Genomic DNA, 18,593 nt, shown 5'->3' with positions numbered 1-18,593 from the left:
CGCGGGCAGGGGCCGGGGAGCTGCACAGCACCCCCAAGGGCTGCTGTCTTCCCTCCGTCGGCCATCACCTCTTACGTCATCGCGTGACCTCGCAGAGCGTTACGCCCAATTATTCGTGGCCCGAGTCACACCCCGTACGCACGAGTGCCGCTCCTGTGGTCGTACCCGGTGCTCGACGCTTACCGAACCGCCACGAATGGGGCCTCACACCGGTGTCGCCGGACCCGACCGGGCCCGGCGACACGTTCTGCACCCCCTCGCCCCCGCGCGTCCGCCCGTCAGTGCTCGCGCGGGGCGGGGACCACGCGCTCGACCTCCGGATGAACCGTCAGGAGCTGGCGCATGGCGTTCTCGGCGCCCGTCGCGTCACCCGCGGCGAGGGCCTCGACCATCCGCGCGTGGTGCGCGACGCAGGTCTCGCTCGGACGGTCGCAGGCGGTGATCGGGCTGCCGGAGACCTGGAGGGCGGCGGTGACGATGCCGGAGAGGTGCTCCAGCATGCGGTTCCCGGCGACCTGGATGAGGAGCGCGTGGAATTCGTTGTCGGCGCGCGCGAAGGTGATCGCGTCGCCCTGGCCGAGGGCGTGCCCCATGATCTCGACCATGTCCGAGAGGCGCTGCTGGATGTCCGGACGGCCGTGGCCCGCGGCGAGGCGGGCGGCGAGCGGCTCGATGGTCCAGCGGAGCTCACCGAGCTCGCGGCGCTGGTCGTCACGCTGGGGACCGAAGGCGCGCCATTCGATGATGTCGGGGTCGAGCAGGTTCCAGTCGGCGACGGGGCGGACCCGGGTGCCGACGTTGGGGCGGGCGCTGACGAGGCCCTTGGCCTCCAGGACCCGCAACGATTCGCGGACGACCGTGCGGGAGACCTCGAAGCGCTGGCCAATCTCTTCGGGGACCAGCGGGCGGTCCGCACCGAGGTCGCCGGAAACGATCATCTGGCCGAGCTGCTGGACGAGTTGGCCGTGCAGTCCGCGTCCACGGCTGCCTGCCGCTCGGCGGCCCACGCGGCTCAACTCGACGTCGGCACCGTCCCAGTGGGGCACTCCGGCGCGGTCGGACCCGGGGGTCTCCGCGTAGGGGTAGCGGTCGAGTTCGCCCGGGCCGGCGAGGCCGGAGTCGGCGTGGCGGGCGGCGGTCATCATGGTGTGCGCAAGGGTACTCACGAATCCTTTGTCGGCCGTGCCTCCATGACCCTTGAGGTCTTTGGTGAAAAGCACACGAAAGGGTGATCGGTGCCACCTACGCAATTGACGACTTATCGTAAAGAACCGGACGTTTTGCGGGGAGTTGCGGTCCGCTTGACGTGACACGGACCGCAACGGTCCCGTCCTCGACTCCTCCCGAACCGGAACGATCACCAACGGACCCGGCTGCGCAGTCCGGTGAACCCATAGGCGCACAACAGGACCATCAGCGACAACACCAGTGCGGTCCCGACGGGTTGGGCCATCACTCGGAGGGCCCCCGCCAGCAGGCGGTCGACCTCCGGCGGCCACTGCCCCCAGGTCAGGCCGCGCAGGCGGGACCCGAGCCCGGTCGACGGGTACGCGGACGAGCCCTCCAGCGCCTTGCGCACCAGCGGAACCACCATGACCGGCACGGCGAGCACCGCGGCCACTCCCGCGGTCGCGGACCGGAAGACACCTGAGGCCAGTACCCCGGCCCAGGAGCAGCCGACGAGCAGTCCGGCCCAACTCACGGCCGGGGAGAGCCACTCCACCGGGGTGCGCAGCGGACCGCTGTCGAAGACCAGGGCGAGGGCGGCGGCGTCGGCGGCCACCGCCAGGGCGCCCAGCAGCAGCGCGAGGGCAGCGCTGGTGCCCAGCTTGGCGGTGAGCAGTCCCATCCGGCGGGGCACGGTGCCCCGGTCGGCGGCGAGTGCGGGGTAGCGGTACTCCTCGCCGAAGGCCAGGGCGCCGAGCAGCCCCGCGCCCAGGGCGGCGGGCGGTAGCGGCAGTAGCTCGGGCCAGGCGGCGAGCAGCCGGTTCTGCGGGGTCTGCCCGGTGCGGGCCAATACGAGGGCGGTGAGGACGGAGACGGCGACGACGAGGGCGGCGGTGAGGACGGGGGTGGCGGTCCCGAAGACCCGGAGCAACTCGTAGCGCAGGGGCCGCAGCGGGCCGCCCACCCGGCGCACGGCCGAGGCCGGACGCCCGGAACGGATCTGCCGGGGGTGTTCGGCGGATGCCTCGGCGACGGCCCGGGTGCGGTCCGCGTCGGGCTCCGGTGACGTTCCGGCCTCGGTGCGCGCGGCCGGAACGGGCGCCGTCGGCGCACCGGCGTCACCCGTCTCGTCGGCGAGCTGGTGGACCAGCACGCCGTGCCGGAACGCCGCCTCGCCGACCTCGGCGCAGTTGCTGCCGTACACCGACAGGCGGCTGCCGCTCTCGGCGACGATCTCCACCGTGCGTCGGGCGGCCCTGGCCTCCCGGCCCAGTACGTCGGCCAGCCGGGCCGCGTGCGGGGTGCGCACGGCGACCCTCGGTCGCAACCTGGTCCGGGCGAAATCGGCCGCGTCCTGGTCGGCGACGAGCCGGCCCGCCTCGATGCTGACGACGCGGTCGGCGCTACGGGCAGCCTCCTTGGCGTCGTCGGTGGTGAAGAGCACCGCGCCACCGAGGGAGGCGTGGCCACGCAGCAGACCGTGCAGCCAGCCGCGTTCGCGGGGGGAGAGTCCGGCACCCGGCTCGTCGAGCAGCAGGGTGCACGGATCGGCGAGCAGCGCCGAGGCCAGTGCGACCCGGCGCTCCATGCCGAGCGACAGCGAGCCGAGCCGTTGGTCCCGCAGTCCCGCGATGCCGACGACCTCCAACATGGTGTCGGCCCGGGAAGCCGGCACCCCGGCCGCGGCACAGAGCATCCGCAGCTGATTGCGGACGGTCCGGGCCGGGTTGCCGGGAACGTCTCCGAGGAGCACTCCGACCTCGCGGCCGGGGTGCGGGATCCGGTGCAGCGCACGGCCGCGGAAGTAGGTGACGCCGCGGCCCGGTTCGAGTTCGAGCATGAGCCGCAGTGCGGTGGTCTTGCCCGATCCCGGCTCGCCGAGCAGGGCGGTCACGTGCCCCGGGCGGGCCTCGAAGGTGAGGTCGTCCACGAGGGGCGGGGCGTCGGGGCGGGGCTTGCTGGTGAGTCCGATGGCCTGGAGCATCGCTTCTCTCGCGGGGGGTGAGACCGCTCAGCGGCAGGGTGGGTACCGCAAGCAAGATAACGCGATATGTCCGATATTCAGCGCAACCGGTCCGATGGAATGCCGATACTGCCGCCGGGCCCCGCACGGACGGCGGGTCCGGACCCGGTACCGGCCCGGATCTTGGGATCAGATCCGGTACCGGGATCGCGCACGACGTTCCCACCTCTGCCGGCGATACCTCGTGCGCCGCGGTGTCAGACTTCCGGACGCAGCATCGGCGGGTTGAGGAGGGTGGCCCCGCCCGCCCGGAACAACTGCGCCGGACGCCCGCCCTGACGGGTCGTCGTACCTCCGGCCGGGACCAGGAATCCGGGAGTGCCGGTGACCTTGCGGTGGAAGTTGCGCGGGTCGAGGGACACGCCCCAGACCGCCTCGTAGACCCGGCGCAGCTCGCCGACGGTGAACTCCGGCGGGCAGAAGGCAGTGGCCAACGAGGAGTACTCAATCTTCGAGCGGGCCCGCTCGACACCGTCGGCGAGGATCCGGGCGTGGTCGAAGGCGAGCCCCGTGGAGGCCTCGTCGGTGTCGGCCAGCACCTCGTCGACCGGGGCCCAGCGCGCGCTGTTGGCGTCGCCCCCGGCTCGGGGCGCAGGCAGGTCCGGAGCCAGCACCAGGTGCGCCACACTGACGACACGCATCCGCGGATCCCGTTTCGGATCGCCGTAGGTGGCCAGCTGTTCGAGGTGCGCCCCGTTGCCCGCGCCGGGCAGGGCGGGGTCGTGCGCGCACAGGCCGGTCTCTTCGGAGAGCTCCCTGGCGGCGGCCCCCGCCAGGTCCTCGTCCCCGCGGACGAAGCCTCCGGGCAGCGCCCAGCTCCCCTGGAACGGCTGCTCACCTCTCCGGACGACCAGCGCGCAGAGCGCGTGGCGCCGCACGGTGAGCACGACCAGGTCGACGGTGACGGCGAAGGGCGGATAGGCCGACGGGTCGTAGGGCGACATGCCGCGATCATAGTCGTCTGCCTGACGATAAACAGCGCTTTGGTGACCTTGAAGGCAGTACCCCGACGGCGGGGGGCTTCCGATCGATCGGAGGATCCGGCCTGAACGGGGTGAGCGTGCTCAACCGCCCAACTGGAGCACATCGGCCGCCTCCTCCACCATGCCGAGGCCGAGCCGGCTGATCCGGACGGCGAAGGGCTCCCCCGCCACCCGTAGGCCCGAGAGTCTGAGCCCGCCCAGGGGGGCTCCGGGGAGCGGCGCGAGGGCGACCGTGCCGGCGGGGGCGTCGGGGCGGATCCCGGCGAGGGCGGTCAGCGCGTGGATCCCGGCCGCCGCGGCCACTGCGGCTGGGCGGCAGGCCGCCGGGTGCGGCACCGGGGCGCTGCCCGCGGTCCGCTGCTCGGCCGCGAACATCTCCGGCAGCCGGTACCCGAAGGCCTCGGCCGCGTCCAGCAGGCCGCCGAGCAGGCCGGTGGCCTCCTTCTCGAAGCCGGCCTGGGCCAGGCCCGCCACGGCCACCGCGCTCTCGTACGCCCGCACGGCGCCCGAGCGGTGGCCGAACGGGTTGTGTCCCGGCTCCTTGACGGCCATGCTCCGCAGCCCCCATCCGGAATCCATGGCGGGGGCTCCGAGTAGCCGGGCCAGCTGCTCGGCGCGGGTGCGGTCCAGGAGTCCCGGGGCAAGCCGGCCGCCGCTGAGCAGTCCGGTGTCGAGCAGGTGGGCGGCGGCTCCCGTCAGCCGTGGGAGCGGCCTCCCGTCGGGGTGGAGGGCCGAAGCGGGCCGGCCGCCGTCCGGACCGTCGATCCAGAACCCGGCCCGGAACCGCTCCTGCAGCGCGACCGCCCGCTCCTGCCACTCCTCGGCTCCGGGCCGTCCATAGGCGGCGAGCAGATCGGCGCCGAGCACGGCGGCCCGATGGGCGTGGGCCTGGGTCTCGCAGCGACGCGGACCCGGGTCGGGATCGGCCAGGAAACCGTCCTCCCCCAGCGCGCTGCGCAGCCAGTGCAGGCACCGCTCGGCGGCCGGAAGCAGCCGGGCCACTTCCTCTTCGGGCATGCCCCACAGCCGGGCCTCGGCCAGCACCGCGGGGAAGGCCAGGGTCGCCTCGGTGCCGGTGCACCCCGGTGGAAGCTGCGCTCCCGCTCCGCGTAGCGGGCCCGGGATCTTCCCGAGGTCGGGTCCGCCCCCTTCGGTCTGGGTCCGGGCAAGAATGCGCAGGGTGGCCGCGGCGAGACCGGTTCCGAGCGGCAGCGCCATCCGGGCGGCCCAGAGCGATTCCGCCGGGGCCAGACCCAGCCGCCAGGGCGCTCCCGCCGCGGCGAAGGCGTCGCCCGGCTCCTCTGAGTCGCGCAGGAGCAGCGCGCCCAGGTCCTGGACGCTGGTCCGAAACCATGCCTCGGCCCTCGGATCGTCCCCTTCGGCCCGGGCGGCAGCCAGCGGGTTGGCCACCTGCCCGGCGGGGGCCCGCCCCACCCGGTGCGGGGTGGTCCGCAGTTCGATGGTGCGGGATTCGCCGGGAGCCAGTTCGAACTGCCAGCGCAACAGCCCCGCCGAAGCCAGCGCATCGTCCGGCGGCGGGTCGGCTGCGGTCACGGCCTGCGCCTCGCCGGTGCTCCAGCGCAGCCCGGCGGCGTGCACCCCGGCGGGCAGCTCGGGCCCGGCCCGCCCGGCGGCCACGGCGGCCAGCTCGGCGAGGTCGGTGCCGAGCAGCACCTCCACGGGCAGGCGTACCGGCCTGGCCGCGAAGCTGCGCAGGGTGATCCGCTCGGTGCCGTCCGCGTGCCGGACCCTTTCGACACCGATGTCGGGGTCGGGGCCGGGCTCTGCGCCGGTGCGCACGGTAGCGGTGAAGACGGCCCGGTCGGCGGCGAGGCTTCGCCCCTGCACGGCGACCGGATCCCGGCCGCCGAGACGCAGTACGCAGCGGGAGAGCAGGCGGCGCCCGGACCGGTAGATCCCGTCGATCCCGTGCCCGGTCAGCTGTCCGTGCTCCGGAGAGATGACCAGACAGGGCGCGGCGACGCAGATGACGGCGCCGTGCACGGGCGGCAGTTCGGACCTACGGGCGGCGGGCGCGCCGGGTGGACGGGGAGGTGCGGGGAGGGACATGTGTCGCCTTGTCTGCGCTCCGGTCGGTTCAGCTGGGCGGCGGCGCGGCCGGGGCCGCACCACCCCCCAACTGAACGCCCCCACCCCCGCCCGGGTCACGGGCCCGGGCCCCGTCCGGGCGTACCCGAAGCGAAGCCCCCGCCGCCGGGGCGGGCCCAGCGCGTACCGAAGCGATTGCACCGGACCGCCGGACGACGTGAACCGGTGCGCGCTCACTGTCCGCTCCCCGCAGTGCGGCGGGACCCCCGGCGGGGGGTCGTGCGGCCCCGTCGGCCGGGAGGACGGGTACCGGCCGAGGAGCGCCGCCGGGGCTCCCGGCGGCGCCGCTCCTCCCGCAGGCACTGCCGCAGCCCCTCGGGGTCGATCCCTTCGTTGCACGCATGGTGGAGCAGCTGGGCGAAGCGGTACTCCGCATCCGCCCGCAGGGCCAGGCCGAAGGCGATCCGGGCGGTCGGCTCGTCCCCCGTCGACCACGAGACCCAGCCGGCGAGGGTGAGCGGGGCCGCGGCGTGCTCCCCGTAGGCCCCGATGCAGCGCCGGGCCAGGGCCCGCCACAGCCGCAGGGCCGGGGCCGCGTCCTCGTCCTCCATCCATTCGGCCGCGATGTCCCGGATCTCGCGGTCCTGGAGGCCGAGGATCAGTGAGGCGGCCTCGTCGTGGCCAAGCAGCGCATCGTCCCAGTCGTCCGCATGGGCCCCGCCCTCTACGGGCGGTGCCAGCGTCAGGCGCCGCATCAGGGTCCGTGCCAGGGCGATGGTCTCGGCGCCGACCTCCTCGCGGGTGGCCCCGTCGAGGATCCTGGGCATCAGGGCCGCCGCGGCCCGGTCGAGGGCCCGTTCCGCCTCCTCGGCCACGGCCCCGCGCAGCGGTGCCATCCTGCTCTCGATCTCCTTGAGGGAGCCCCGGACCTGGAGTCCGGCGAAGGTGGCCGTCGCCGCCAGCACCGAGGTACCGACCGCGGCCAGCCGGCTGCCCCCGGCCGGACAGCACCGCTCGTCGGGGCATACGTAGGACCAGAACCGTCCTGCGGACAGGCACAGGGCCTCCAGCACGGGCACGTCCAGTGCGCCGCAGGCCAACCGGATCCGCTGGGCGAGCGGCCGCAGCCTGGTCATCACCCGCCGACCGTCTTCCTCCTCGCCCGGCTCCTGGCACAGGTACACGACGATGCCGTCGGGCTTGCCGCCGCGCCGTTCGCTTCCCGTGATCAGGCATTCGGCGACCTGCCGGGCGGTGTCCTCCCATTCTGCGGACGAGCTGGGAATACCGACGCGGAGCCGGCCGCCGAAGCGCCCGCCCTCGCCGTGCACGGCGACCATGACGAGGGAGTCGGTCGGGTGGAAGCCGAGCATGTAGGGCAGCGCGTCGGCCAGTTCGGCCGGGCCGCGCAGGGTGATCTGGGGTCCGGTGGTGGCTCCGGCCGGGCTGGTGGAGGGCCGGTCGGACGGGGTGCGCGATTCGTGGTTGTTCGTCATGCCACGAAGGTCCCGCGCCCGATCCGATCCCGAAAGCCCTGTGGATAACTCCCACCGCCGCCGTCCACAGGCCCGGAGCAGCATTGGCGCGATGTCGGAGGCATCGGGTTGCATGGGGGTATGAACGCAGACCTGAGGTCCTCGGCCGACTCCGTACTAGCCCGTCTCGTGGGCGACCCCACGGGCGCCGCCAGGCTGCGCGAGGACCAGTGGCGGGCGATCGAGGCCCTCGTGGCGCACAAGCGGCGGGCGCTGGTGGTACAGCGCACCGGCTGGGGGAAGTCCGCGGTCTACTTCGTCGCCACCTCACTGCTGCGGGCGAACGGCGCCGGCCCCACCGTGATCGTCTCCCCGCTCCTCGCGTTGATGCGCAATCAGGTCGAGGCCGCGGCCCGGGCCGGGATCCGCGCCCGCACCATCAACTCCGCCAACCCCGAGGAGTGGGAGGGCATCCAAGCCGAAGTGGCGGCGGGTGAGGTCGACGTCCTGCTGGTGAGTCCCGAGCGGCTCAACAACCCCGATTTCCGCGACCAGGTCCTCCCCAAGCTCTCCGCCGCCACCGGGCTGCTCGTGGTCGACGAGGCGCACTGCATCTCCGACTGGGGCCACGACTTCCGCCCCGATTACCGCCGGCTGCGCACCATGCTGGCCGACCTGCCGCCGGGTGTCCCGGTGCTCGCCACGACCGCCACGGCCAATGCCCGCGTGACCGCCGACGTCGCAGAACAGCTCGGCACCGGGGCCGGTACGGACGCTCTGGTGCTGCGCGGCCCTCTGGACCGCGAGAGCCTGAGCCTGGCCGTACTGACCCTGCCCGACGCGGCGCACCGGCTGGCCTGGCTCGCCGACCACCTCGGGGACCTGCCCGGCTCCGGGATCATCTACACGCTGACCGTGGCGGCCGCCGAGGAGGTCACCGCCTACCTGCGCCACCGGGGGCACACCGTGGCCTCGTACACCGGCAAAACGGAGAACGCCGATCGTCAGCAGGCCGAGGACGACCTCCAGGCGAACCGGGTCAAGGCACTCGTGGCCACCTCCGCCCTCGGGATGGGCTTCGACAAGCCCGACCTGGGCTTCGTGGTGCACCTCGGCTCGCCCTCCTCCCCCATCGCCTACTACCAGCAGGTGGGCCGCGCCGGCCGTGGCGTGGAGCACGCGGAGGTCCTGCTGCTCCCCGGCCGGGAGGACGAGGCGATCTGGCAGTACTTCGCCTCGGTGGCCTTCCCGCCCGAGGAGCAGGTGCGCCGCACGCTCGACGTCCTGGCCCAGGCCGGCCGGCCGCTGTCGCTGCCCGCCATGGAGCCGCTGGTCGATCTGCGCCGCACCCGACTGGAGACCATGCTCAAGGTGCTCGACGTCGACGGCGCCGTGCACCGCGTCAAGGGCGGCTGGACCTCGACGGGCGAGCCCTGGGCCTACGACGCCGAGCGCTACGCGTGGGTCGCCCGCCAGCGAGCCACGGAACAGCAGGCCATGCGCGACTACGCCGCGGCCACCGGATGTCGGATGGAGTTCCTGCGCCGCCAGCTCGACGACGAGGAGGCAGCGCCCTGCGGCCGCTGTGACAACTGCGCCGGAGCCCGGTTCACCGCGGAGGTGTCCACCACCGCGCTGGACACCGCGCGCGGTGAACTCGGCCGCCCGGGCGTGGAACTGGAGCCGCGCAAGATGTGGCCGACCGGGCTCGCGGCGGTCGGCGTCGACCTCAAGGGGCGCATCCCCGTCGGGGAGCAGGCCTCGACGGGCCGGGCGCTGGGCCGGCTGTCCGACATCGGATGGGGCAACCGCCTGCGCCCGATGCTGGCCCCGCAGGCTCCCGACCAGCCGGTTCCGGACGATGTGGCGCAGGCCGTGGTCGCAGTGCTCGCCGACTGGGCCCGGGGCCCCGGCGGCTGGGCCTCGGGAGCGCCGGACGCACCGGCCCGGCCGGTGGGCGTGGTCGCGCTGCCTTCGCGCAGCCACCCCCAGCTGATCGGTTCGCTGGCCGCGCGGATCGCGGAGATCGGGCGGATGCCGCTGCTCGGCGCGCTCGCCCACACGGAACAGGCTCCGGAGTTCGGGTCGGTGTCCTCGAACAGCGCGCAGCGGGTGCGGGGGCTCCACCAAGCCCTCACCGTGCCTCCGGCGCTGGCCGATGCGCTGGCGCAGTCCGCGGGCCCGGTGCTGCTCGTCGACGACCGCACGGAGAGCGGGTGGACCATCGCGGTGGCTGCCCGGCTGTTGCGGCGGGCAGGCGCGAAGGAGGTGTTCCCGCTGGTGCTGGCGCTTCAGGGCTAGTCGAATGCGTCATCTTCGGCGTGGCGGGGCAAGGATATGAACGGCATACCGGCGAATTCCGGTCGGCGGCGTCAATTGCTCGTTGCCGCATGCTCAGAAGCCACGCGAGAATTGGGGTGCTCCCGCTCGGCTCCTCGGCACCCTCCTGGGCCGCGCTGCGGCGCGCCCTGACTCCACCGTGCCCGTTCGCGGGCGTGTACCCGAAGGGAGGACCGTGACCTTCGGATTCGCGCCGCCCCCGACCACGTCCCTGGCAACAGCCACCGGTGGCACAAGCCGGCACGGCAGACTGCTGGAACCCGCGGAATGGACAGCGGCGGGCATTCCGCTGCTCAGCAATCCGCGCGAGATCGTGAGCGGGCTGCACTCCCGGCACAGCCCCGTGCCCTCGACTGCGGTCATCGCCGTCCTCGGCCCGGAGGAGCAGCTCGTGGCGAGCGCCTCCTTCGTGCAGAGGTCGACCTCGGCCGACGGCTGGGAGTACCGCAACGCCCTGCTGTCCCGGCTGCGCCGGGTCCTGCCGCACGACCTGCGCAGACGGACCCCGGTGCGGACGGCGGTGCTGCTCTACTGCCGCGAGGGCGATGAGCAGTGGACCGAGGAGGACGGGGCGTGGATGTGGGGGCTGCGGGACGCCTGCACCCTGCACGGCCTGCGCTGCGGCGCGTACATCACGCTGACCCGCGGGGGCTGGCAGGTGGTGGGCGAGGGCCGTGGCGGGCGGCGCCCGAGCTCCGACTCGCGGCCGCAGCGCCTGGGCGACACCGTGGCCGAATTCTCTCCGCTGGCCATACACACCGGGGGCGGCGCGGTCGAAGCCCTGCGGCGGACCGCCGCGCGCTGACCCTGGAGGACCCCCACGGCCAAGGCACGCGCCCGTGTGTCCGGCCGCGCCCGGGCGGCTGCCACCCGCGTACCACCGCACGGTCGCCGCCTTGCATGCGGGCATGCCTCACGGCCGTACACCCAGGAACGGGCGTACGGCGGATCAGGCCTCGGGCTCCGACTCGGACCCCGGCGCAGGCTTCAGCGGGGCCGGCCCGTGGCCCGCCCCGCCCCTCGCCCGTTCTGGGTGCAGGGCGTCAGACGCCCGCACCCAGAACGGAGTTGATCTGCTGCGGGTCACCGCACACGATCAGCAGCGCACCCGCCCGGGTGAGCGCGACCGGCAGGGCGCCCGCGACGGTGTCGACCGCTCCGCCATTGGCCGCGAAGACCACGACGGGACGGCCGGCGGCACGCTGGGCCTGCGCCGCATCCGCGTAGAAGACGTCGTCCCCGGCGTCGTGCAGGGCCCAGTACGCGGCCTCGCCGAAGGACAGCTCGTGCGCGGCCCACGGGTGCGGGTCGCCACTGGTGAGCACCAGGATGTCACCGGGCGCGCGCCCGGTGTCGAGCAGCAGGTCGACGGCCTCTTCGGCCGCGTCCAGCGCGCCCTCGGCGGAGGCCGGGATCAGCTGGATCTGCGGCACCGCCGCGGAGACGGACGGCGCGGTGGGGGCAGCGGCAGGAGCCGCGGGAACGGGTCCGGGGGTGGCCTGCGGCGCACGCTGTGCGGGCGGTGCGGGCCGGGCGGGACCGGGGCGACCGGGCCGCGGTACGGCGGCGGGACGCGGACCAGGTACGGGGCGGGGGGTCTGCGCGGTGCGGCTCGCGGCCGGCGTGACGCGGGGACCCTGGGCACTCTCGTGAATCTGAGGCTCCTCGATGGCGGGGGTGAGAGGCATGAGTTGACATCTATCAAACACCGGTACGAAACGTACCGGTTGGTGGCACACGCGTGCGATCAGAAATCGAAGCCGAGTTGGCCTCCGTTTTCCAGCTCCATCGACTCCTCGCTCCGGCGCACCTTCTTGAGATGGCGCCACCGCGGCAGCGCGTCGAGGTACGACCACGAGAGCCGGTGGTAGGGGGTGGGTCCCAGCTCTTCCAGCGCCGCCCGGTGCACGGGCGAGGGGTACCCGGCGTTGGCGGCGAAGGCGAAGTCCTCGATTCCACCGCCCCGTTCCCCGAGCTCGGCCATCATGCGGTCGCGGCGGACCTTGGCGATGACCGAGGCCGCGGCGACGGCGATGCAGGACTGGTCGCCCTTGATCACCGTACGGACCCGCCAGGGCGAACCGAGATAGTCGTGCTTGCCGTCGAGTATCACCGCGTCGGGCCGCACCGGCAGCGCCTCCAACGCGCGCTCCGCCGCCAGTCGGAGGGCGGCCGTCATCCCCAGTTCATCGATCTCCTCGGGCGAGGAGTGCCCGAGTGCGTACGCGGTGACCCAGTCCTCCAGGACATCGAGCAGGGCGTCGCGCCGCTTGGGGGTGAGCAATTTGGAGTCGGTGAGCCCGGCGGGCGGCCGGCGCAGGCCGGTGATCGCCGCACACACGGTGACGGGTCCGGCCCAGGCCCCTCGTCCGACTTCGTCGACCCCGGCGATGACCTTGGCGCCGGTGGTTGCACGGAGGGAGCGTTCGACGGTGTGGGTGGGTGCTTCGTACGGCATGGCGCCAGCAAGGTTACGCCGCCCCGGGCCCACTGCACACCCCCGCCCCGGTCCGACCCGCCCGAGATCGGACGCGAACCCCGCTCCGCGCGCCCCGGACCGCCCCCGCCACGTCTCACACCCTGAGCAGCGGCACCATGACCTCGTCGATCAGCGCCGCGATGTCCGCATCTCCCCATTCGCTTCCGCACACCTTGGCGCGATACATCAGCATGGCCGGAATGACATCCACAACAAACGGACCAGTAGCGTCCGGCCGTACGTCACCCCGCCCGATTCCACGCTCCACAAGCTCCCTGATCAGACGCTGGGCCGGCTCGTGCAGACCGGACCAGATGACTCCGCGAAACCGATCGACATGCATGTGATCGCATTCGTGAAGCACCGACCGCAGGGCCTGCCCGGCGCGCGAGTGCATGACGTCCCGCGTGCTCACACACAGCAGATAGAGGTCCTCGCGGATCGAACCAGAGTCGGGAATGTCACCGATACGCGGCAGACCGCTCCGCAGCGCATCAGCCACCAGGTCCACCTTCGACGGCCAGCGACGGTAGAGCGCGGCCTTGCCGGTGTGCGCGCCGGACGCGACACCTTCCATGGTGAGCGCGTTCCAGCCGACCGTGCTCAGCTGCTCCAACGCGGCGTCGAGAATCGCCCGTTCGAGCTCCGGCCCCCGCCTGCGCCCAGGCGACGCCGCTGACCAGCGCGAACCCACCATCTTCCCCACCTCCGACCGGCTTGCGCGTTCGACGCACGCATTTTCAGCCTTAGTGAACGCTTGCGTTCACTAAGGCGCGGCTCCTACCGTGGTCCCGCAGTGAACGAATGCGTTCACTATTTCACTTTGGGGGGATCCTCAGTGACAAGCTCTCAACTCGCCACACCCCGGATACCGGGCGCGGCGCGCCGGGCGGGGCGCCCCGGAGTGGCGCTCGCCGTCATCGCCGCGTGCCAGCTCATGGTCGTCCTCGACGCTACGATCGTGAACATCGCGCTCCCGCACATCCAGAGCGCCCTCGACTTCACCACCACCGACCTCTCGTGGGTGCTCAGCGCCTACACCCTCACCTTCGGCGGCCTACTGCTGCTCGGTGGCCGGGCGGGCGACATCCTGGGCCGGCGCCGCGTGTTCCTGGCCGGAATCCTGATCTTCACCCTGGCCTCCCTCCTCGGCGGCTTCGCCCAGGAGCCCTGGCAGCTGCTCGCGGCCCGCGCCCTGCAGGGGGTGGGCGGCGCGATCGCCTCGCCGACCTCGCTCGCCCTGATCACCACGACCTTCGCCGAAGGCCCCGAGCGGAACCGGGCGTTCGGGGTGTTCGCCGCCGTCTCCGCGGGAGGCGGCGCGATCGGCCTGCTGGCCGGCGGCATGCTGACCGAGTGGCTCGACTGGCGCTGGGTCCTCTTCGTCAACGTGCCGATCGGCGTGCTGATCGCGGTCCTCACCCCGCTCTACATCACCGAGTCCGAGCGTCACCCCGGCCGCTTCGACATCGCCGGAGCCCTCACCTCCACCGGCGGCATGGCCTCCCTCGTGTACGGGTTCATCAGCGCCGCGGAGAAGGGTTGGCGCGACGCGATCACCCTCGGCTCGTTCGCCGCGGCCCTCGTCCTGCTCGCGCTCTTCGTCGTCATCGAGTCGCGGGCCCGCGAGCCGATCATCCCGCTGCGCATGTTCGCCGACCGCAACCGCACGGGCACCTACGTGATCATGCTCGGTCTCGCCGCTGCGATGTTCGGCATGTTCTTCTTCATCGTCCAGTTCGTGCAGAACGTGCTGGGGTTCTCCCCGATCCAGTCCGGGCTCGGCTTCCTGCCCGTGACGGTCGCCATCATCACCGCCGCCGGCCTCTCGCAGCGCTTCCTGCCGCGTTTCGGCCCCAAGCCCTTCATGGTCATCGGGTCCGCGCTCACCGGGACCGGGCTGGCCTGGCTGACCTTCATCCGGACCGACAGCTCCTACGTCTCCGGAGTGCTCGGGCCGATGCTGCTGTTCGGCTTCGGCATGGGCCTCAACTTCGTGACCCTCACCCTCACCGCCGTCTCCGGCGTGGCGCCGAAGGAGGCGGGTGCGGCCTCGGGGCTGCTCAACGCAAGCCAGCAGGTCGGCGGCTCGCTCGGCCTGTCCATCCTGGTCACCGTCTTCGGCACGGCCAGTCGTGACGAGGCCACGCAGCAGGTCCCCTCCTTCATGGCGCAGGCGGATCCCGAACAGATCGCCGCCTTCAAGGAGACCGGCTTCCTGCCCGACCCCTGGGGCGACCTGGTCCTGGCCCACGGCATCTCCACCGCCTTCTACGCCGCCGTCGCCATGGCGGGCCTCGCCCTGGCCACCGCCCTGCTGGTGATCCGGGTGCGCAAGAGCGACCCGGAGGCCCTGGCCGGCGCCGCCGCGAAGGCCGGCCCGGCCGCCTGAACGAGGCCTTCCGCACGGGGCCGGGTGCGGGTGCGGGTGCGGGTGCGGGTGCGGGTGCGGGTGCGGGGAACGATCCCCGCAGCCGGCCCCGTACGCGTCCCCCGGAACCCCCGTGGGGTCGACTAGTACTCGACGCGGCTACCGAACGAACCCAGGCGCGAGCAGACCTCGTACGAGGCGGTCACGGGACGCTCGCGCAGGATCTGCCGGGCCTGGTACTCGCCCAGGCTCATCGCGTACCAGGGGACGTCCCCGGCTTTGGCCATCTCGTCGTTGATCCCGCGCAGGGCGCAGGACCGCTGCGGCTCGGGCAGCCGGTCCAGGGCGGGGACGGCGTCCGCCGACAGGGACTGGAAGTAGGAGAGGTCGATCTTCGCGTCCGCCTCGAAGCGTGCCACGTTCCGCTCGGCGACCATCCCGTCCGGGGAGAGCAGGCCGAAGGCCAGGACGGCCGCGGCCACACTGCCCGCGAACGCGCGCGCCAGCCAGCGCCCACCGAACAGCCCGGCCGCCATGATCAGTACGATGACGAGCCCGAGCCACAGCTCCATCGCGGCCACCGAAACACGCAGCCGGGTCAGCCCGTACGCCTCCACGTACAGGTCCATCCGGCGCAGCGCGGCTGCGACGACGACTAGCGTCAGCGCGCACAGCGCCCCGAGGACGGCACGGACGAAGCGACGGTCGCCCGCTCCGGAACGCGGGGCCCAGCGCAGGGCGAGCGCGATCACGGCGAGGGTGAGCAGGGTGGCCCAGAGCAGCTGCCAGAAGCCCTGGCGGGCGTACTCGGCGTAGGTGAGCCCGGTGCTCCGCAGGACCTTGTCGTAGCCGCCGAACAGGACCGCCAACTGGACGGCGTTGAAGCCGGCGAAGAGCAGGTTGAGCACGATGAGCGGAAGGGCCCATTCGACGCGGGAGCGCGGCTTGCCCGGGGCCACCTTGATCCGGTCCCAGCGCAGCGGGGCCGCGGCAGTGCGGGCCGCGGCGAGCGCGAGGACGGCGCCGAGGAGGAAGAGCACGAACCGGACCGGCCCGTCCTCGACCGACACGTCGGGCAGCAAGTCGCCCAGCAGATCGGCGAAGGCCGCATCCGCGGAGGCGAACAGCGCGCCGAAGAGCAGCAGGAGGACGCCGGCCACAACGGTCGCCTTGGCCACGGGCAGCCAGCGGTCCTTGCTGACCCCGCCACGCGAGCGCAGCCCGGTCAGCAGCCAGCCGATCCCGGACACGGCGGCGTCAAGGAACCCGAGCGGGCTGAGCAGGACGCCCGGCCAGGTGCGGCTGCCGTGGAGGGCGAGCGCGCCCAGCAGGACCGCGGACAGGATCGCCAGCGTGGCCGGCCAGGCGGAGTCGCGCAGGGCCGGTACGGCGAGCAGGGCGAGGCAGCCGATCACCCAGGCGACGGTCCAGGGACGGGCGCTGCGGCGGGCCGCGCGGGCGGCGACGTATGCCGCGACGACGGCGGGCACCACCGCGAGCAGCAGGCCGGGGCCCATGCCGTCGCCGAGCAGCAGCGCGGTGGCGAGACCGGAGGCGAGGACGGCGACGAGGGTAGCGGTCCGGATGGGGGCGGCCTCGGCGGGGCGCACCAGAGTGGCCCAAGAGGGCTTGGCCGAGCGTTGCTGCACCTGCCAGGGGTTCCCGGGCACTGCGCCGGCCTGCGCCCACGGCGGTGCGCCGGCCTGCGCCCCCGACGGTGGGCCGGCCACGCCGGTGTGTCTACCACCGGCCGGATGGGGCTTGGCGGGCGAATCCCCGTCCGTGGCTTCTGCGTTGACCGCGTCGTCGGTCCGGGCTTCGTTCGCCCCGCCGGTGTTCTCTGACATCGGGTTCCCTCCCCTATCGGCCGCCCCGGAGTTCACATTGGGGCGGCGCTGCGGACAGAGTAGGCCGGCACGATGCAGTTTTGAACAGGATCAAAAGAGTGCTGTGGCAGGACCGTGACAATCGGAGGGGGATGTTCACCGCACGTCGGACGAACCGGCGACGCGGGACGCGGCCAAGGCACTGGACTGATCGAACGCTCCGAACGCACCCGAGGTGCCACACCGTGCGAACTCCCCGGTGCCGCCGTCGGATCCCTCCCACGGGCATCAGCCCGCAGCGACCTCCGGCAGCCAGGCCGGCAGCGCCTCGGTACGCGCCAGCCACGCGGCCGGCAGCACGGCGTCACCGCGCGCGCCCAGCACCCCGCCGACGATCGCGCAGGTCGTGTCGACGTCCCCGCCCACCTGCGCGGTGGTCCAGAACGCCCGCTCGTAGTCGTCCAGCGCCCGCGCCGCCGACCACAGGGCGAACGGCACGGTGTCGTGCGCGCTCGTGCGCCGCCCGCAGCCCAGGACCGCCGCGACCGTGGTGGCGTCGCCGTAGTCAAGCATGTCCCGCGCGCGCCGCAGCCCCGCGCCCACCGCGCTGCGCGGCACGAGTGCGATCACCCCGTCCAGCAGGTCGGAGGCTTTCGGCGGACCGTCGGCGCTCGCGGCCAGGGCCGCTGCCGCTGCGACGGCCATCGCCCCGCACACGGCCTCGCGGTGCTGGTGGGTGGTGTAGGCGGAGATCTCCGCCTGGTGGGTGGCCTGCTCCGGGTCGTCGGCGTACCAGGCGCCGAGCGGCGCGATGCGCATCGCGGCGCCGTTGCCCCACGAGCCCTGCCCGTTGAACAGTTCGGCGGCCAGCGTGCGCCAGTCCTGCCCCTCCCGCACCAGACGCAGCATCCGGTTGACCGCGGGCCCGTAGCCACGGTCGAAATCGTGGTGGTGGGCGAAGGAACTCGCGAGCGCGTCTTGGTCGATGCGCCCGTGCTCGGCCAGCACGGCCACCACCGAGCAGGCCATTTCGGTGTCGTCGGTCCACTGCCACGCCTCGGCGCCGGTGGGCAGCTCGCGCCGCTTGAGCAGCGGGTAGTTCACGGGGACGAAGTACTGGGAGCCGAGGGCGTCACCCAGCGCCAGCCCTCGGAGGCTGGCCATGGCGCGCGCGTAGCGCCGTTCGGGAGTGGAATCAGGCGTCATTGCGGGCCACTCTAGCCGTCCAGGTCATAGGGCTCGGGTGTGGTCCACCGCTCAAACGGGCGGTCCAACCGGTACCGGCCGTCCGGGCCGAGCAGGAGCACCCGGAATTCGCCGTTGCCCGGATTGGACAGGGCCTCGAATTCGGCCACGGACCAGTGGAACCAGCGCATGCAGAACAGCCTCATCGTCAGCCCGTGCGTCACCAACAGCACGTTCTCGGGATGGTCGGGGGCCTCGAAGCTGCGGTAGAGGCTTTCCAGGAAGGACCCGACCCTGTCGTACACATCGGCCCCCGACTCGCCCTGCGCGAAACGGTAGAAGAAGTGTCCGTACGCGTCGCGGTACGCCTTCTGCAGTCGTACGTCGTTCTGGTCCTGCCAGTTCCCCCAGTCCTGCTCGCGCAGGCGCGGCTCCTCGCGCATCCGCACCCGCGTCGGGTCCAACCGGAGCTCCCGGAAGGTCTGCAGCGTGCGGCGGTACGGGGAGACGTACGCGCTGATCGTCCCGGTGCCGAAGAGCTCGCGCAGTCGGACGCCCGCCGCCGCCGCCTGCTCCCGCCCGGTGGGGGTCAGCCGCAGGGCGTGGTCGGGTTCCCTCTCGTACACCGAGTCGTCGGCGTTCCCCTCCGATTCCCCGTGTCGGACAAGGACGATGCGCCGTGGTCGAACCATCCC

Annotated in this window: 14 protein-coding genes; 3 read left to right on the top strand and 11 right to left on the bottom strand. The window is 73.0% G+C overall.

What is annotated here, in order from left to right; translation table 11 throughout:
* Positions 1-278 precede the first annotated feature (278 nt).
* The 5 genes from ACIQK6_RS22400 to ACIQK6_RS22380 all read right to left on the bottom strand — a co-directional run bounded on the left by ACIQK6_RS22400 (position 279) and on the right by ACIQK6_RS22380 (position 7,718).
* A complete protein-coding gene (locus tag ACIQK6_RS22400) occupies positions 279-1,220 on the bottom strand; it encodes a FadR/GntR family transcriptional regulator (RefSeq protein ID WP_329098637.1) in 942 nt (313 codons plus the stop codon).
* Positions 1,221-1,357: 137 nt separating this feature from the next.
* Complete coding sequence (locus ACIQK6_RS22395) at positions 1,358-3,151, bottom strand: ABC transporter ATP-binding protein (protein ID WP_329098639.1); 1,794 nt, start codon at positions 3,149-3,151, stop codon at positions 1,358-1,360.
* A gap of 236 nt (positions 3,152-3,387) precedes the next feature.
* Positions 3,388-4,134, bottom strand: a complete 747-nt coding sequence (locus tag ACIQK6_RS22390) for an NUDIX domain-containing protein (protein ID WP_327382894.1) — start codon at positions 4,132-4,134, stop codon at positions 3,388-3,390.
* A gap of 120 nt (positions 4,135-4,254) precedes the next feature.
* Entirely contained in the window at positions 4,255-6,243 is a 1,989-nt protein-coding gene (locus ACIQK6_RS22385; RefSeq protein WP_402695311.1) for a glycogen debranching N-terminal domain-containing protein, read from the bottom strand.
* Between the two features lie 212 nt (positions 6,244-6,455).
* Complete coding sequence (locus ACIQK6_RS22380; RefSeq protein ID WP_402695310.1) at positions 6,456-7,718, bottom strand: DUF4192 domain-containing protein; 1,263 nt, start codon at positions 7,716-7,718, stop codon at positions 6,456-6,458.
* A gap of 120 nt (positions 7,719-7,838) precedes the next feature.
* Between ACIQK6_RS22380 and ACIQK6_RS22375 the strand changes: the two genes are divergently transcribed.
* Together ACIQK6_RS22375 and ACIQK6_RS22370 are read left to right on the top strand one after the other, a co-directional pair.
* Entirely contained in the window at positions 7,839-9,998 is a 2,160-nt protein-coding gene (locus tag ACIQK6_RS22375) for a RecQ family ATP-dependent DNA helicase (RefSeq protein ID WP_402695309.1), read from the top strand.
* Positions 9,999-10,212: 214 nt separating this feature from the next.
* Positions 10,213-10,842 carry a hypothetical protein gene (locus ACIQK6_RS22370; protein ID WP_402695308.1) on the top strand — a complete coding sequence of 210 codons (630 nt, stop codon included), beginning with the start codon at positions 10,213-10,215 and terminating at the stop codon, positions 10,840-10,842.
* A gap of 238 nt (positions 10,843-11,080) precedes the next feature.
* Here ACIQK6_RS22370 and ACIQK6_RS22365 read toward each other — a convergent pair whose 3' ends face one another.
* The 3 genes from ACIQK6_RS22365 to ACIQK6_RS22355 all read right to left on the bottom strand — a co-directional run bounded on the left by ACIQK6_RS22365 (position 11,081) and on the right by ACIQK6_RS22355 (position 13,213).
* Positions 11,081-11,725, bottom strand: a complete 645-nt coding sequence (locus ACIQK6_RS22365; protein ID WP_402695307.1) for a hypothetical protein — start codon at positions 11,723-11,725, stop codon at positions 11,081-11,083.
* Positions 11,726-11,784: 59 nt separating this feature from the next.
* Entirely contained in the window at positions 11,785-12,495 is a 711-nt protein-coding gene (locus ACIQK6_RS22360; protein ID WP_402695306.1) for a ribonuclease HII, read from the bottom strand.
* Positions 12,496-12,610: 115 nt separating this feature from the next.
* Positions 12,611-13,213, bottom strand: a complete 603-nt coding sequence (locus tag ACIQK6_RS22355; RefSeq protein WP_402695305.1) for a TetR/AcrR family transcriptional regulator — start codon at positions 13,211-13,213, stop codon at positions 12,611-12,613.
* 141 nt (positions 13,214-13,354) lie between these two features.
* On the opposite strand from ACIQK6_RS22355, the gene ACIQK6_RS22350 reads away from it, so the two are divergent.
* Positions 13,355-14,908, top strand: a complete 1,554-nt coding sequence (locus tag ACIQK6_RS22350; protein ID WP_402695304.1) for an MFS transporter — start codon at positions 13,355-13,357, stop codon at positions 14,906-14,908.
* A gap of 122 nt (positions 14,909-15,030) precedes the next feature.
* On the opposite strand, the gene ACIQK6_RS22345 is transcribed toward ACIQK6_RS22350, so the two are convergent.
* The 3 genes from ACIQK6_RS22345 to ACIQK6_RS22335 all read right to left on the bottom strand — a co-directional run bounded on the left by ACIQK6_RS22345 (position 15,031) and on the right by ACIQK6_RS22335 (position 18,590).
* Entirely contained in the window at positions 15,031-16,734 is a 1,704-nt protein-coding gene (locus tag ACIQK6_RS22345; RefSeq protein ID WP_329098648.1) for a DUF4173 domain-containing protein, read from the bottom strand.
* Between the two features lie 267 nt (positions 16,735-17,001).
* A complete protein-coding gene (locus tag ACIQK6_RS22340; RefSeq protein WP_329098649.1) occupies positions 17,002-17,919 on the bottom strand; it encodes an ADP-ribosylglycohydrolase family protein in 918 nt (305 codons plus the stop codon).
* Positions 17,920-17,930: 11 nt separating this feature from the next.
* On the bottom strand, positions 17,931-18,590 hold the full coding sequence (locus ACIQK6_RS22335; protein WP_329098651.1) for a histidine phosphatase family protein: 660 nt from the start codon (positions 18,588-18,590) through the stop codon (positions 17,931-17,933).
* Positions 18,591-18,593: the final 3 nt, after the last annotated feature.

This window comes from Streptomyces sp. NPDC091682 (genome assembly GCF_044756625.1).
Lineage (GTDB): Bacteria > Actinomycetota > Actinomycetes > Streptomycetales > Streptomycetaceae > Streptomyces.
This window is presented reverse-complemented; position numbering and strand designations above follow the sequence as displayed.